This window comes from Actinomyces sp. Marseille-P3109 (assembly GCF_900323545.1).
Classification (GTDB): Bacteria; Actinomycetota; Actinomycetes; order Actinomycetales; family Actinomycetaceae; genus Actinomyces.
Window position 1 is genome coordinate 2,930,450 of the sequence record NZ_OOHN01000008.1, and the last position, 15,250, is coordinate 2,945,699.

Here is a 15,250-nt window from a genome sequence, read left to right on the forward strand (position 1 = left end):
CCTTGAGTCGATAGGATAGATCCCAGGCCAGCAGCGAGATACTCGGAGGAGCTGCTAGGCCCAGGTCGTGCGTGAAGTCATCGAGAAGGAACGCACCATCTCCTCGGTTGCCTCTTCGTATGACCTTGTCCCCCAGACGGTAGGTAACTGGATCGCAAGGTACCGGAAAGAGCATGCCACCGATCAGGATCGTCAGAAAGCCTCCGAGTTGGCTGAGATCGCGAGACTCAGGGCGGAGAACAGCGGGCTGCGTCAGGAGAATGAGTTCCTGAAAAAAGCAGCTGGCTTCTTCGCCAAGGAACGACCGTGACCGAGCGCTTGCGAGCTCATCAACCGCGAAGAAGGCCCCTACCCCATCTCCTTGATGTGCCGGTGGACCAGGGTATCAAAATCTGGATACTATTCCTGGCGCGATCGACCCCAGTCGCAGACGGCCATCATGATCAAGGACATCTTTGAGCACTCCGATGGTACCTACGGGTATCGAAGAATTCAGGTGATCCTGGAGCGGCGCGGTGTGCGGGCCGACGGGTCGACCATCCGCTCCATCATGAGGGATGTGGGGCTACAGGCCGCGCAACCACGGGCGAAGGCCCGCACCACCGTGCTGGCTGAGGACCTGGGTGAGCGCCTTGACCTTCTCGGGCGGGACTTCACCTCTGACGAACCTGGGCGTAAGTGGTGCGGGGACATTCCCCCGCAGGCGGGAGGTGCCCCCTCCTATGTCAGGACGTGGGCTGGATTCGTTTATCTCGCTACTGTTCTGGACTGCTGACACCTTGAAGGTCGTGGGTTATGCGATGGGCGACCGCATGCGTACCTCCCTGGTGTGCCAGGCCATTGACATGGCTGTACGCAGGTGCCCGGTTGACAGGGGCGTAACGATCTTTCATTCGGACAGGGGAAGTCAGTACACGTCACACGTCTCAAAGATTCCTGGACCATCTCAGGTCCTATGGCATTCGCCCCTCGGTGGGGCGCACGGGGGGTGTGTTGGGACAATGCGTGGGCGGAGTCATTTAATGCCACGCTGAAGAATGAGAGGGTCCACCGGATGGTGTATCCCACGAAGGATAAGGCGGTCAAGGATATTGCCTCGTGGATCGAGCTGAGATACAATCATGTCCGTCTTCACTCAGCCCTGGGATATCGCAGCCCGAACGAGGTCGAACGCGAGTTCCTGGGCTTAACGAAGGCAGCCTGAAACAAGTAAACAAGCACTGTCTGAAAAACACCCAGCAGTCCAAGGTTCCGTCATCAGCGGCCAGTTCATGTGCCCTGCGGCTGAGTGCTTGCGCGGTTGCGCTTGTCATTTACGCTGGACGGATGCGTCAGAGTTGCTCCTGCGAAAAGCGGCTAGAAACGCCAACAGAAGAGTCGACGCCACCATGGCATCGGAAGGTTTTGAGGGTTCGGGCGCGACTGGTTGTTGTCGGCGGCCAGGGAAATCCAGCCGCTCAGACGTTGATCTGTGGGGTGAGTAGTTGCCAAATCTCCGTAAATGAGTGTCAAGCCTCCATGAGCGCAAATCTGTTCGACGATTTGGGTCGGAATATTCTCGACGTTTACCCAAGGGGTTCCTTCCGCGTCAAATATGTTGATCCTGTCCCCGGTGAGTTGTGCTATCCAGCCAGGGGTAGGCTGCGGCGGTTCGTCATGAGCGACTTCCAGAAGTCCCGCGCGCTCCATTCCCTGACGGACGGGGTCGATGCGCCCCAAAGAGCTGACGGTGACTATTCCTGGGGCGTGCACCCAAAGCTCGGGTGTCGCGGATTCGGTGTCTCGCCACCAGACGTTGAGTTGGTCGCCCCCATCGATACTGTGCGTAACGTAGACGGATGGCGGCGGATCGCTGAAAATCTTGCGGTAGCGCATGGATTCGCGCTGTTCTCGAAGGATCATCGCCAGGTGCGCCCAAACATCCAACTGGCGTGTGCGCTGCTTGGGAGCCGGAAGTCTCCTGATCACGTCGAAGAGGGGCTCGGGGCCCTCCTCCGTGAAGGCTCTCAGAATCGCATAACGGCTCTGGTGATTAGTCTCCTCTAGCGCAGCGGAGTTTTCATCCAGCCACACCACGAGGCGCCTGGCTGAGGCGATGAGGAGCTCGGGGGTCTCCAGTGGACGCTTACTAGCCTCGATCATCAGTTCAAGGCCCACGTCGAGGAGCCCATCCACCAAGTGATCGACGAGGGCTCCCTCCTCCAGAGCTTGGTTTGCGGCGCCCAGCGCGGTATCCACCCCAGCCTGCCAGGCACTGCGTTCCACCAGCAGGAGCGCTGTCACTCTTTCGATATGGAGCCTGTGGAGTAGAGCGTTTCCTGCCCCGCTCACCGCTGGGTCAGGTGCTCCTGGAGGAACCAAGGCGTCCAGCGCCTGCAACGCGTCACGAGCGCGAGGCGGACTGGAGTCAGGCAGGCACGAATGCAGTACATCCCGGAGCATGCGCAGCGCGTGTTTCGTAGCCGGATCACATAGGGCGTCCTCGTTGCCCTTTTGCAGCACAGCCTTGGTGAGGAGCCCGACTTCGACAACCTCCTCAACCTTGTGAAGACGCGCGGCAGTGATGGCGATAACGGATAGGGTCTGAAGTTGCATCTGTACCCACGTCGCATGGTCGCGGACCAACTCCAGCTGGTCCTGCCGGACCTGGAAGGCCACGCGCGACCAGAAGCGGGAGATCGTAGCCTGCGAGGTGATGAAGGCCAACTGAGCGAAGTTGTGCATAGACATGCTGGCCAGGACCAAGACTTCAGGGCTGTCTTTGAACACCTCGACCGTCTGCCGGAGGAAATAGTCGATGGGACGAATTAAGGCAGCGCCTTCGCGAAAGCGTCCATCCTCGGTCAGCTGCCGCACCCATTTGTCGCTGGTGCTCAGGATAGCCCATACCTCAGGCCCATTCAGCGTGATACTCTGTTTCGCCATGACTAGCTGAACGAAACCATGAACTGTTAGGACCTCATCCAAATCGTGAGCCTGACCCGGTGTGAGGATCTCCTGCTTAATGAATCCAGAGACAAGGAGGTCGTCCAATGCCTTTTTGGTCATCCCAAGCTGGGCTAGGGCATCAAGCAGAAGACGGCAGGGAACGCGGCTTCCACCTGTAATCAACAAGAATGACGCCAGTGTTTGCGCTTCTGGGGATAGTTCTTTCCAGTCAGCTAGTACCACTTGGGCCGCAGTTCGAGGATATCCATGTGGCAGTAAATCCTCGCTGTCCAAGTCGAGGCGATCCAGTCGGTCAGAGAACGGCAACAAGGCTTTTTCTGGGCCACCATGTCGAGCAATCCAACCAACCGCTAACTCCAGAGCCAAGGGCCATCCAGCGAGTGCTCTTGATATAGCGTCACAAGCGGATATCTGTTCAGTTGACCACGACTCGATTGCTTGCCCAAACCGTCGCGCCAAAAAACGGCGCGCTTCGATCTCGTCAAATGCATCTAGGGAAGTTGTTGGCGCGAGAGAGTTCGGCCAGGTCGCCACCCGTGTGGTTATGAGGACTTGTCCGTAGCCACTACGTGGTATCCAGGGGTAAACCTCGTCGAAAGAGGAAGCCCCATCTAGGACCAGCAGCCAAGGTACGGGCGATCCCGACAAAACCTCCACGAGATCGCGTGCGGGCACATCGGTGGGAGTAGTCGTTGCCCCCAGTTCTTGAAGTGCCATCGGAACTTGCGATTCGAGCACTCCTACCGAACTTGCGTCCAGCCAGAGGACGAACGCGACGTGTTCTAGGAGCGATCGAGCATGTAGATAGGCGGCGGCGGACTTTCCGGTACCGGACATCCCCTTCAGGACCGCGATCTGGGGGGCGCCCTCATAGAGCGAGCCGATAGGGAGGTTCGTCTCAAGGAATCGAGAGGATTCCTCTCGCTCGATATAATTCCCGACAGGGACCTGAATGCACTTTCCCCAGGCTCGCGCTCCTAGGGTGCTAGATAGTAGAGGATTTGAGCCCGTTAGAATCTCGCGAATGTCATCGTAGGACAAGCGTTGGTTGTTTGTGTTGGACCCCGCCTCGTGTACGCGGTCAATTAGTTGACGCAGAAGCAAGTACTGCAGTTCGCGGCCAGTCCCGCCATCTCCGGTGGCGCGCAAACGTCCGATGGTATGCAACAGCTTCTCAACCAGTTGATGAGGTGATTCCTGATGTGAGACGAAGCGCTCTCCTTGTCTAAGGAGTGTTGATTTTTCGTGTGCCAACTCTGTTTCGAGTCCGGCTGTTTTTCTTCGGTTGGTGAGGAGTTCGCATCGCCGAGCTCCAGGGTGCTCGCGGCGCAGGCCGTCTAATATTCGTCGGGTTTCTTCGATCCCGATCGTGGTCGATGAGCTCGATAGAGACGCCTTTACCTGGAGGACGCGGTCGGGTGGATCGCCTGCTGACAAGTGAACAATGATGTCGGCTGAGTCCTGGTCGACAGGGTCAACGTCGACTGACCAGTCAGGCGAAGATTTGGAGTACAAGTCCAGCAACAAGTCAACCGTGATTAGGTACTGGTATCTGAACCCGAATGCGGCTGCCACACCGCCGCCAGATCGTTTCATGGTACCCACCATACATGGAGCGGCCAGGGTGACGACACCCTTCCGTCGCCCATGGCAGTTTCAGGATTTCGTGCGAGTGGCCTTCGGCTGGCGCACGCGGCGTTCAGAGGGAGGCCTCAGACGTGATCGTGTTTAGAGCTGGGGTGCGTGGTGTTTCTCGGACTGGGGGAGTTTTCTTCCCGTGAGTCGATAGGATGGATACCATGCCAGCAGCGAGATACTCGGAGGAGCTGTTAGGAGCAGGTGGTGCGTGAAGTCATCGAGACGGAACGCACCATCTCCTCGGTCGCCTCGTCGTATGACCTTGTCCCCCAGACGGTAGGTAACTGGGTCGCCAGGTACAGGAAAGGGCATGCCACCGACCAGGACCGCGAGAAGGCCTCCGAGTCAGCCGAGATAGCGAAACTGAGAGCGGAGGTCCGTGAGCTGCGTCAGGAGAATGAGTTCCTGAAAAAAGCAACCGCCTGGCTTGTCAAGGAACGACCGTGACCGAGCGCTACGAGCTGATCAACCGCGAAGAAGGCCATTATCCCATCTCCTCGATGTGCCGGTGGTCCAGGGTATCAAAATCAGGGTACTACTCTTGGCGCGACCGTCCCCAGTCGCAGACGGCCATTCGGAGGGAGGAGCTGGCTGTGATGAGCAAGGACGTTTTTGAGGACTCCGATGGTACCTACGGGTACCGACGGATTCAGGTGGTCCTGGAGCGGCGTGGTGTGCGGGCGGACGGGGCCACGATTCGGTCCATCATGCGTGACCTGGGGCTGAAGGCCGCGCAACCACGGGCGAAAGTCCGAACCACGGTGCCGGCCCAGGACCTGGGTGAGCGGCCGGACCTGCTCAGGCGGGACTTCACCGCAGATGAGCCCGGCAAGAAGCTGTGCGGGGACATCACCTACGTCAGGACGTGGGCCGGATTCATTTATCTCGCTACTGTTCTGGACTGCTGCACCAAGAAGGTCGTGGGTTATGCGATGGCCGACCACATGCACACGTCCTTGGTGTGCCAGGCCATTGACATGGCGGTCAAGAGATGCCCAGTCGAGGAGGGCGTGACGGTCTTTCATTCGGACCGAGGTAGTCAGTACACGTCTCAGAGGTTCCTGGACCACCTCAAGGCTTACGGGATTCGCCCCTCGGTGGGGCGCATGGGGGTGTGTTGGGACAATGCGTGGGCGGAGTCATTTAATGCCACGCTGAAGAATGAGAGGGTCCACCGGATGGTGTATCCCACGAAGGATAAGGCGGTCAGTGATATTGCCTCGTGGATCGAGCTGAGATACAATCATGTTCGCCTTCACTCAGCCCTGGGATATCGCAGCCCGAACGAGGTCGAACGCGAGTTCCTGGACTTGACTAAGGCAGCCTGAAACACAAAACAAGCACTGTCCGAAAAACACCCAGCAGTCCAAACTGCATCTGCGGACTTCGAACTGGCGCAAACTTCTTTTCTGTCCGGCTTTCATGCGGTTGCCATCGTTGCTGCACTTATCTGTGTCGGGCTCGGCGCCCTGGCAATCCGATGGATCCCCAAGACTGCCGTCGCCTCGAGTTCCGCTGAGAACTAGGAGGCTTGCTCACAATGATCCCGTCATCCGCTTGTACGCAGTCGGCGCCCGTATCGATTCCATCCATGGAGGCTGAGGATCCGTCGCCCAGGCCGTAGACAGGCTGCCGGGTGAGCGACGTGTGGGGTCCGGCGGGGTTCGGTGACTGTTCCTTGTCGAATCGTCGTTGGGAGGTGATCGTGAAGGCGTGGGGTGCGGACCTTCACCTGGTCGTCCGGCGTGTCCGACGGCCTCCCATGGGGTCAGGGGGACCATGTCACCAGGTATAGGCGGCTCAGTGTGGTCCGTTCGTCTGGGAGGCGGCCTCAGGCTGAGCCTCCTTGTGGCAACGGGCGTCGACCCGGTAGATCGTGTCCTTGCAGACCCGAGTACTGCGGACCTCCTCGAGGTTCGCGAGGGTCCTCTGCTGCGGACAGACCGCGTATGGCCGGCCGGAGAGCACGAGATCTGGTTGATGTCCTCCAAGGCAGCCTCGAGCACGTTCCTGGTAAACCGACTACGCAGACCTCCCCGATCCACCGGGCTCACAGCCCCCAGACCGGACCCACACGCCACATCCCAGGTACACCCTCAGGTACCGAGGCGCCAGCCGGCGGCGGCATCCTGCTGTCTCCAGAACTCGGCGAACCGGCCCTCCGCGGCGATCAGATCCGGGAGAGCGCCGTCCTCGACGACGCGACCGTCGTCGAGGAAGATGATCCGGTCAGCGGCGCGGATGCTGGAGAGCCGGTGTGCGACGATGATCCGGGTGCGGGAGGTGGGGTCGTCGGTGAGCGCGGTGGTGACAGCGGCTTCGTTCTCGGTGTCTAGGGCGCTGGTGGCCTCGTCCACGAGCAGGACCGGTGCGGGCTTGAGTAGCGCCCGCGCGATCGAGACGCGTTGCCGTTCTCCGCCGGATATCGAGGCGCCGGACTCCCCGACCTGTCTCGGGCCGAGCCGGTCGATCACTGTGTCCACGCGTGCCAGGTGGGCCGCGGTGTCGACGGCGACGTCGGTGGCATCTGGGTCGCCGACCCGGATGTTGTCGTGGATGCTGCCGTCGAACAGGTAGGGGGTCTGGAAGACCATGCTGACAAGGCCGCGTCGGGTGGCGGAGTCGACAGTCGCGAGGTTGTGCCCGTCGATGAGGACGGCCCCATTGTCAGGGTGCTGCAGGCCTGCGATGAGCGCCAGGACCGTACTCTTGCCCGATCCGGACGGGCCGATGATCGCCGTCGTCGTGCCGGGCTCGAAGGTCAGGTCGAGCCCGTCGAAGACCCGCGGCCCGGTGTCGTAACCGAACCCGACGTCGCGCAGCTCGATTCTCGGGGCGCGATCGATCCGGGGGCGGGTGTCGCCGTTCGGGTCGCGGGGTGCCTGGAGGACCTTGCGGATGCGGCGGAGGGTCCCGGTGACGGTCTCGATGCCGGGCGAGAGCTCGGCGAGCACGGTGAAGGTTTCCAGGTAGCGGACGATGACGACGACGAGCGCGATCGCCTCCGGAACGGTGAGGGACCCGTCCACGGTGAGGGTCACGGTGGTGGCGACGAGGGCGAGGAGGGCGAGCTGGTTGGCCAGACCGAATAGCAGCTGGCCGGGGACCTGCAGCAGCAGTGTCCGCATGGTTGCACCGTGCAGCACGGTCAGGGCGGCGCCGGCGTGGCTGCGGGCGGGAGCGACTCGTCGTGCGGCGCGCAGCGCCTGCTGGGTGCGGGCGAACTCCAGCACCCGCTCGGTGAGCCGGTTGTTCGCGGTGGCCGCGGCTCGATCGGCGTTCCGGCCGAGCCGTCCGGAGGCCCAGAACGCGACCAGCAGCACCACGATCCCGGCCAGGGCGGCCACGCCGAGCTGCCACGCGAGGGCGAGCAGGGCGATCGAGATCATGGTGGGCAGCAGGATCGCGCTGACCAGTGGGGCGACGAAGTAGATGATGATGCCGACCAGGTCGGGTCCGGTCGCGGCGACGGCCTGGCGGGCGGTGGCGGTGTGCTCGGCGGTGAACCAGCTCAGCCGGATATCGGTGATGCGGTCGGCGACTGTGCGTTGACCGGAGTCGAGGATCTCGAAACCCAGCCGGAATCCCTGCCTCGCCGCGGCGGCGTCAATGACCCAGCCTGCGACGGTGGCCGCGGCGAGGGCGCCCAGCCAGGGCCAGGCGGAGGCCGGGTCGCCGCTGAACAGCGCCCCGACGAGGGGCACGAGGAGTACGGCACCGGCGGCGCGCAGGATCACGCCGAGCACGGTGAGGGTCAGGTGCACGGCGACGTGGCGGCCGCTGCGGGCAGGCAGCAGGTCGAGCAGTGCTCGGATCATGACGGATCGCCCTTCGACTCTGGGGGAGTGGTGAACGGGGTGCGGGCTTCCCACAGCCGCCGGTAGCGGCCGTTGCGGGCGAGCAGCTCGTCGTGGGTACCGGTTTCGGCGACTCGGCCGTTGTCGAGTACGACGATCCGGTCCACGCCGGTGACGGTGTGCAGCCGGTGCGCGATCACCAGCACGGTGCGCCGCGCGGTAAGCCGGCTCAGGGCCTGCTGGACGAGGTACTCGGATTCGGGGTCGGCGAACGCGGTGGCCTCGTCCAGCACGAGCACCGGGGTGTCGGCGAGGATGGCGCGGGCAATGGTGAGACGTTGACGTTCGCCCCCCGACAGCGCCACGCCCGACCCCAGCACGGTGTCGTACCCGTCTGTCATTCGCAGAATCCGCTCGTGCAGCTGTGCGGCGTGCGCCGCTGCCTCGACCTCGTCTGGGGTGGCGTCGGGGACGGCGAGGGCGATGTTGTCCCGCACGGTACCCTGCACCAGCTGGGGCTGCTGGAACACGAACCCGACGCGGGTGTAGAGCTCGTCGGCGTCCAGCTCGCGCAGGTCACGGCCACCGATGCGGATTGCTCCGGTACCCACGTCGTGGAATCGGGCCAGCAGCGCGGCGAGGGTGGACTTCCCCGACCCGGACGGCCCGACCAGCGCGGTCACGGTGCCCGGCCGGAGGGTCAGGTTGATGTCCTCCAGCACGGGCACGCCCGGCCTGTAGGAGAACCCGACCCGGTCGAACTCGACTACACCCGTCTCCGTCACGGTGTTGGTGGCGACGGACGCGGTGGTTGTGAGCTCGGTCTCGTCGAGGGCGACCTGGATACGACGGGCGGCGGTCAGGCCGCCGCGCAGTCCCGAGATGCCATAGCCGATGCCGAGCAGGCGGGCACCGAACAAGGTTCCGAGCAGCAGGAACGGCAGCAGGTTGACTGCTTTCATGCTACCGGTGGTGATCAGCAGGGTCCCCAGCGTGCAGATCAGCAGCAGGAAGGTGCCCGGCCGGGTGACCAGGTCGATGAAGGTCCGCTGCCCGATCAGCGGCTGTTGCCAGGCGCGCAGGAACTCGATGTACTCACCCAGCCGGGCGCGGAACGTTGATGCGGCCGCCCCGCCGAACACCCGGATCACCGGTTGCCCCTCGAGGTAGGCTCCTGCCTCCACGCTCATCCGCTCGGCCCATTTCGATGCCAGGGACGTCTTTGGTCCGGACTGGGTGATCATCGCCGCCATACCGAACATGTAGGCCAGCACGGGAAGTAGCAGCAGCAGCCCGAGACGCCAGTCCACGACGCACAGGTACGCCAGCACCGAGATAGGGGCGACGACCGCTGCGACCGCGTCCGGCACCGCGTGGGTGACCAGGTAGTGCAGTGACAGGGTGTCGTCCTGCACCAGCTGCTTCACCTGTCCCGACCCGCGGGTGTCGAACCAGCCCAGTGGCACCCGGGCGAGCTTGCCCAGGAGCCGGGAACGCAGCTCGCGGGCGAAACGGGCGTCGCGAATATGCAGCCACACCGTCAGCGCGGATGAGAGGAGCACCCCTGCCGCCAGCAGCGCCAGTGCCCAGATCCCCAGCGTCCACAACGCTGCCGTGTCCGCCCCGCTCAGCAGCCGGCGGGCCAGCTCCACCACCAGCACGTACGGGGCCAGCTGTACGAGAGTGGCCAGCGCCTGCAGCACCCCGGCGACGATCAGCGTCGGTCGCAACGGGGCGATCAGCCGGCCCCCCGCTCGCGCCCGCCACGCACCTCGGCCCACCGCACCCGCCGTCGATACCTTCGCCGACGTCGCGGCCGCGATCGGCTCGTCGGCGGGGACCTGCTCCGGGGCTGCCTTGGACCGGTTCGATCCGAACGGACGCCCGTAGTACCAGTAGGCCTGGGCGTGGGTCTCGCTGCGGGGGAACCCGAATTCCTTCCGGAGTCTGACCCTCAGCTGCTTCAACGATCCCGACTCTGGTGCCATCCACGCGAACCAGTCCGACCAGTCCCGCGCCTCGATGGCCGCCGCGAGCGACGCCGGGCCGCGCCTCGGTACCCAGTGCACCCTCGCCCGTGGATGGTCGACGAGGGGGATGAGACGGTCCGTGTCCTCGTGCTCCTCCAGGTAGACCTCGATCGGCACCTCGTCTGGCACGATCCCCAGAATTCCGTTGATGGCCGGAATGGACGCCGCGTCACCGATCAGCAGGTATCCTGCAGGCAGCTCCTCCGGCAGGTCGAACCGGGTGCTGCCGAACGGGGTGACCGAGACCGTCATCCCCGGCCTCGCCCGCTGTGCCCACGCTGACGCCGGCCCCGCAGGCTCGTGCAACACGAATTCGACGGCGAAGTCCCCGGTGGCCGCGTCACCCTCCGCGATCGTGTACCCCCGCTGATGCTCCTTGTCAGCACCCTCATGGTCCGGGAACCAGAATCGCAGCGCCGCGGTCGGCGCGACCACGTCCCCCTCCAGCAGTGTTGCCGAATGCATCCGCACCCGCACGACTCCCGGTGAGATCATCTCCGTCCCGGTGACCGTAGCCTCATGGTCCTGCGCGCCGTAGGCGCGCAGGACCGCCCCGTTCAGTCCCCGCTTCGCCATCACTGCCCCTTCCCGGCGGCCTCCAGGGCCGCTCTGATCTGCGCCGCCGAACGGCCCGGCGGTGCCATCTCCACGAATGCCCGCACCGCCGCGCCCAGCCACAACCGCACATACTCGTCCGCGCCGACGTCCGGCAGCGCATGGTGCGCCTCGCCCAACCGCGGATCGGTCCGGATGGCGTTGATCGCATCCCGTTCTCGCGCCGCACGCTCCTCCGCTCGCTGACGCTGCGTGTCCTCCGCGGCCGCGTACCCGATCGAGATTGACGCGACCGCGGACACCAGCGCGATCGCCGCGTCTGCCGAGTACCCGCGTCGACCCAGCGCCGTCACCTCAGACGCCAGCAGCCGGCGGCCGCTCTCCCCGCGTGGGAACAGCGTCTGTACGTATGCCGTGAGCCCGGGATGCTCGAGGATGAACGACCGTAGCTGCAACCCCATCGACAGCAGGTGCTGCGTCGTGTTCTGGGTGGTGTCGTCGACCAGCACCAGGTCGGACAGGATGCTCTCGCCGACCAGGCTCTCCAGCCCCCACCTCCCGTCGACGTGCCGGTACAGCGCCGTGGACGATACGCCCAGTCGGGCCGCCACCCCGCTCAGACTCAGCTGCACCAGACCCAGCTCCCTGCCCGCACGGACGATGTCCGCCGTCTCGATCTGTCGAGGCCGCCCTCCGATCCGCGTCATTTCAGCCTTTCGCATCCTATTACCTCAAAGTTGATGACCATAACTAAGGGTATGCTAAACATGCGGTATCAGGCCGGTCAAGCCGTCCTGGCGGGCGCTGCGTCGTACTGGATTACCCGGTGTCGTTCACGCCGCCGCCGGCATCATCACGCTGCCCTGCGCGCCCGGCTGGGGCGTGGCGGGCGCCATCGACGTCGCCCTCAGCCTCGCTGCCGGCTCGCGTGAGGCGGCGCTGCTGGCCGTCCGCGGCACCCTCATCGGCCTCGGCGCAGGGGCCGGTGACCTCGAGGCGCAGGTGGAGCAGGCCGGTGTCCGACTCGCCGTCACGCACGTCCACACCAGGCGCGAGTGGCTTGAGAGCGTCGTCGACCTGGCCGCGCGGGGAGAGCTGACGCCGACCGCCTTCGAGACCTTCGTTCTCGTCGGCGCCGTTGAGGCCCACCGGGCCGTCGCTTCCGGCCACGGCACCGGCAAGGTCGTCCTGCTCCCGTGACCCGTGGGGCTCTGGGAAGTCCGGGAAGTGCCCGCAGCTCGGTGGTGACGTTGAGTTGATGAGTCGCGTCAGCTGCTGAGAAGCCGGTGGGCGAGCACGCTCACTACGTCGTCGGGGCGGGCGGTTTCATCCACGGGAACAGTGAGTTGGTCGAGAAGCAGTCCGTCGAGGGCGTAGTGGAAGAGCGTGATGTCCGCAGGCTGACCGGGTAGACCCATCTTCTTGTTGAACGCGATGTCGGCTTGAAGTCCCGCTCGCCGCCACGCGGTGAGCGCCTCCGCGACGTGCTACCTGAGTGAGTTCGCCGATGCACTCCCCGCCCATGTGCTCGCGGCCCTCGGTATGCGCCCGCCAGGCAATCGCTTCGACACGGTCATTCAAGGGCGAGCGAGCTACGACGTTGCGCGGGCGGCCGGCATTGAACGGCCCTACGCCCACCTGAGCGAGTTCGTCGCAACACGATCGGAGACGGCCCCGCCGGCCGGCGTGACGTTCACCGCCGATGCTCTCGCGACGGTGCGCGAGCTGAAACAGCAAGAGGGGCTCGCGATCTACCTCTGCGGCGGCGGGAGTCTTGCCGGCGAGCTGCTGCCCGAGATCGACCGCCTCATCCTCAAGCGCAATCCCATTGTCCTCGGTGACGGTATCCGGCTGTTCGGTGCCGCCGGCGCCGTCGTGCAGAGCCTTGATCTGGTGGGCTGTCGAAGCTTCGAGTCCGGGGTCGTCATCGAGGAGTACGTCCGCACGGACCGGTAGTGAGCGTCCAGGGGCGAGCGGATCGAGCGAGCGCAGGTCTCGCTTGTCTCTCCTTGCGTCTATTGGTCGCGGGGCTCGAGAACCTTCCATGCCGTCCAGATAAGGTCGATGATGTAGATGGTGGTCCAGATGCGCAGCGCGGCGAAGACCCAGGTGGGCAGACCGATGGTGAAGAGCCTGTGCGCCACCCACGTGGTGGCCGCCGCTGCGGCGAACAGCCCGCTGTGCCAGGCGAAGTCGGTCAGGAGACCGCGGCGGGACCTGGGCGTCGTCGGCTGATGGGGGTCGGTGTCAGGGGGAGAGGCTGAGCTCTCCGCCTCGGGAATGTCGCCCTCGGGAGCGTCGGGGGCTGTCGCCGAATCGTCGTCGTGGCGCGATGCGGGTGCAGGGCGGTCGGCCGTGCCGAGGCGTGTCAGCGCCGCCGGGGCCAGCACTGCACCTGAGGCGATGATGACCGCGCAGACCATGCAGGCCAGGAACCAGCTTCCCGAACCGTAGAGCAGTCCTGCGGCGAGTGAGCCGATGATCGCCCCGGCAAGGCGCGCCGCCTCGTAGAGGCTCAGTCCGCGCCCGAGGTGCGTGCTTCCCACCGTCTCGGCGATCATGGACTGCTGTACTGGGATTGTGATCGACCAAGCGATCGCAGAGAGCACCCACAGCACGGCGATCCACGGGGGAGTCGGCGCGAGTGCGAGTCCCGCCGCGAAAAGCGCGCTCGACGCCGCACCCACGACGAGCATTCTGCGACGACCCCACCGCACGACCAGACGATGCAGGTAGGGCGGCAGAACGCTCATCGCCACGGCGCCGGGGAGGAACACGTACGCGATCTGGACGACCTCGAGGTGGAACCCTCGCTGGAGGTGCAGCATCAGCAGCAGGCTGATGGCCGCCTCCGCAGTCATGGTAGCCACCACGACTATAAGAATCGGCCGGAGCCCGACGCCGACTCCCCGCAGTCCTTGTAACGACAAGCTCGACAGCTCCGCGCCGGCCGGCCCCGCAGTGCTCGCGCGAGAGCGGTGGCGTCGTTCACTGAGCAGATCCCAGGCGGCCAGGAGGCAGCACGCGGCGGTGCCTGCGAACACCCAACGGTATCCGGCGACGGACAGCAGAATGATCGCGGGAACCAGAACCAGCCAGCCGCCGGTCTCCTCGGCGGCTACCAGCTTCGTGAACACGCTCGAGTCCTCCGGAAGCCGTTCGCCGATGATCGCCCGGATCGCCACCCACGAGAACGCCTGGGCCGCACCGGTGACGGCGGCGGCGATCAGCGCCAGCGGCAACCCGGTCGCCAGGGCGTAGAGCCCACAACCCGCTGCGAGTACGCCGGCACCGGCTCCGGCAACGATCAGGCGATCCGTGCGATCCACCACCGTTCCGGCAACCGGGCGGACCAGGAAGCCCGATACCTGGTTCACCGCGATGAGGATCCCCGTCTGCCCCGGGGGCAGTCCGAGTATCGCTCCGGCGAACAGGGGCAGGGCGAAGTCGATGACCTGCTCCACGCCGCTGGTGAGCGTCGCGCTGTTCAGTACTCGGCGTTCGCGACGCAGTGCGGCGCTGTTGGCGCTGGACACGGAACCTCCATTTGGTAACACGAATGAGTTAACAAAATTATGTTAGCACATCCGTGTCAGCCGTTAGAATGGCGCCGTGCCCAAGCTCATCGATCACGACAGGCGCCGGGAGGAGATCGCCGAGGCGACTTGGCGAGTGATTCATGCCGAGGGCATCAGTGGCGTCTCCATCCGCACCGTCGCCGCGGAAGCCGGAATCTCCACCGGCTCCATCAGGCACGTCTTCCCCAGCAAGAGTGAGTTGCTGACGCACGCCACGGAGCTGGTGGGTCGGCGTGCCTGGGTCCGCATCCAACGTCATCTTGATGAGCCCGACCCTCGTGAGCTCGTTCTCCGTGTCCTGGAGGAGCTCCTCCCGCTTGATGCCGAACGACAGCTGGAGATGGAGGTCACCGTCGCACTCATCGCCGAGGCCCCGGGCGACCTCCGGGTCCGAGAAGTTCTGGATGAGAGCTATGAGACCGTTCGGGAGGTGTGCCGACGCCTGATCGCTCGGCTGCACCGGGCCGGGCTCACAGTGCCGGACCTCGACGTCGAGGCGGAGACGACGGCGCTGCACGGGGTGGTGGACGGGCTCGCCATCCACCTGCTCATCAACCCCGACCCCGGCTTCAGGCGGCAGGCCCTGCGAATGGTCGAGGCCGGCATCGACCGGCTGCGGCCCCAGGCCCGGTCCACGTCCGGATGCGCGCCGGCCGCCGGGGCGACTTGACCTTGACACCGTGACAAGGCCTTTCCTTGGGGG

At 64.6% G+C, this 15,250-nt stretch carries 14 protein-coding genes; 8 read left to right on the top strand and 6 right to left on the bottom strand.

Translation table 11 applies throughout. The features are described 5' to 3' along the window. The first annotated feature begins 67 nt into the window (after positions 1-67). The 3 genes from BQ8008_RS12605 (at position 68) to BQ8008_RS12615 (ending at position 1,204) form a co-directional block, all read left to right on the top strand. Positions 68-310, top strand: coding sequence for a transposase (locus BQ8008_RS12605; RefSeq protein WP_108834304.1), 243 nt, complete (start codon positions 68-70; stop codon positions 308-310). 129 nt (positions 311-439) lie between these two features. Further along, entirely contained in the window at positions 440-775 is a 336-nt protein-coding gene (locus tag BQ8008_RS12610; protein WP_159086811.1) for an IS3 family transposase, read from the top strand. 180 nt (positions 776-955) lie between these two features. Beyond that, a complete protein-coding gene (locus tag BQ8008_RS12615; RefSeq protein ID WP_108834308.1) occupies positions 956-1,204 on the top strand; it encodes an integrase core domain-containing protein in 249 nt (82 codons plus the stop codon). Positions 1,205-1,356: 152 nt separating this feature from the next. Here BQ8008_RS12615 and BQ8008_RS12620 read toward each other — a convergent pair whose 3' ends face one another. Further along, positions 1,357-3,315, bottom strand: coding sequence for a hypothetical protein (locus tag BQ8008_RS12620; RefSeq protein WP_159086812.1), 1,959 nt, complete (start codon positions 3,313-3,315; stop codon positions 1,357-1,359). A gap of 1,476 nt (positions 3,316-4,791) precedes the next feature. Between BQ8008_RS12620 and BQ8008_RS12625 the strand changes: the two genes are divergently transcribed. Together BQ8008_RS12625 and BQ8008_RS12630 are read left to right on the top strand one after the other, a co-directional pair. Further along, the gene (locus BQ8008_RS12625) at positions 4,792-5,034 is read left to right on the top strand and encodes a transposase (RefSeq protein ID WP_159086813.1); all 243 of its coding nucleotides are present in this window, start codon (positions 4,792-4,794) and stop codon (positions 5,032-5,034) included. Beyond that, the gene (locus tag BQ8008_RS12630) at positions 5,031-5,915 is read left to right on the top strand and encodes an IS3 family transposase (RefSeq protein ID WP_159086814.1); all 885 of its coding nucleotides are present in this window, start codon (positions 5,031-5,033) and stop codon (positions 5,913-5,915) included. Before BQ8008_RS12625 ends, BQ8008_RS12630 begins: the two co-directional genes overlap by 4 nt. A 768-nt stretch (positions 5,916-6,683) precedes the next feature. On the opposite strand, the gene BQ8008_RS12635 is transcribed toward BQ8008_RS12630, so the two are convergent. Genes BQ8008_RS12635 through BQ8008_RS12645 form a run of 3 tightly spaced genes read right to left on the bottom strand, consistent with a single transcriptional unit; the run spans position 6,684 to position 11,691 of the window. Then, positions 6,684-8,405: an ABC transporter ATP-binding protein gene (locus tag BQ8008_RS12635; RefSeq protein WP_108834316.1), complete on the bottom strand. Its 1,722-nt coding sequence runs from the start codon at positions 8,403-8,405 to the stop codon at positions 6,684-6,686. Beyond that, positions 8,402-10,990 (bottom strand): ABC transporter ATP-binding protein/permease, encoded by a 2,589-nt coding sequence (locus BQ8008_RS12640; protein ID WP_108834318.1) that lies wholly within the window; start codon positions 10,988-10,990, stop codon positions 8,402-8,404. The genes BQ8008_RS12635 and BQ8008_RS12640 overlap by 4 nt, the downstream gene beginning before the upstream one ends. After that, a complete protein-coding gene (locus tag BQ8008_RS12645; protein ID WP_199907998.1) occupies positions 10,990-11,691 on the bottom strand; it encodes a hypothetical protein in 702 nt (233 codons plus the stop codon). Before BQ8008_RS12645 ends, BQ8008_RS12640 begins: the two co-directional genes overlap by 1 nt. 160 nt (positions 11,692-11,851) lie before the next feature. On the opposite strand from BQ8008_RS12645, the gene BQ8008_RS12650 reads away from it, so the two are divergent. After that, the gene (locus BQ8008_RS12650; protein ID WP_159086815.1) at positions 11,852-12,169 is read left to right on the top strand and encodes a zinc-binding dehydrogenase; all 318 of its coding nucleotides are present in this window, start codon (positions 11,852-11,854) and stop codon (positions 12,167-12,169) included. Positions 12,170-12,237: 68 nt separating this feature from the next. On the opposite strand, the gene BQ8008_RS12655 is transcribed toward BQ8008_RS12650, so the two are convergent. After that, positions 12,238-12,405, bottom strand: coding sequence for a hypothetical protein (locus BQ8008_RS12655; protein WP_234415484.1), 168 nt, complete (start codon positions 12,403-12,405; stop codon positions 12,238-12,240). Positions 12,406-12,436: 31 nt separating this feature from the next. On the opposite strand from BQ8008_RS12655, the gene BQ8008_RS12660 reads away from it, so the two are divergent. Beyond that, the gene (locus tag BQ8008_RS12660; protein ID WP_234415412.1) at positions 12,437-12,925 is read left to right on the top strand and encodes a dihydrofolate reductase family protein; all 489 of its coding nucleotides are present in this window, start codon (positions 12,437-12,439) and stop codon (positions 12,923-12,925) included. Between the two features lie 59 nt (positions 12,926-12,984). Here the strand turns inward: BQ8008_RS12660 and BQ8008_RS12665 are convergent, their stop codons facing one another. After that, positions 12,985-14,505 (bottom strand): MFS transporter, encoded by a 1,521-nt coding sequence (locus BQ8008_RS12665; RefSeq protein WP_108834324.1) that lies wholly within the window; start codon positions 14,503-14,505, stop codon positions 12,985-12,987. 76 nt (positions 14,506-14,581) lie between these two features. Here BQ8008_RS12665 and BQ8008_RS12670 point away from each other — a divergent pair, with 76 nt between their 5' ends. Next, entirely contained in the window at positions 14,582-15,217 is a 636-nt protein-coding gene (locus BQ8008_RS12670) for a TetR/AcrR family transcriptional regulator (RefSeq protein ID WP_108834326.1), read from the top strand. The last annotated feature ends 33 nt before the right edge of the window (positions 15,218-15,250 follow it).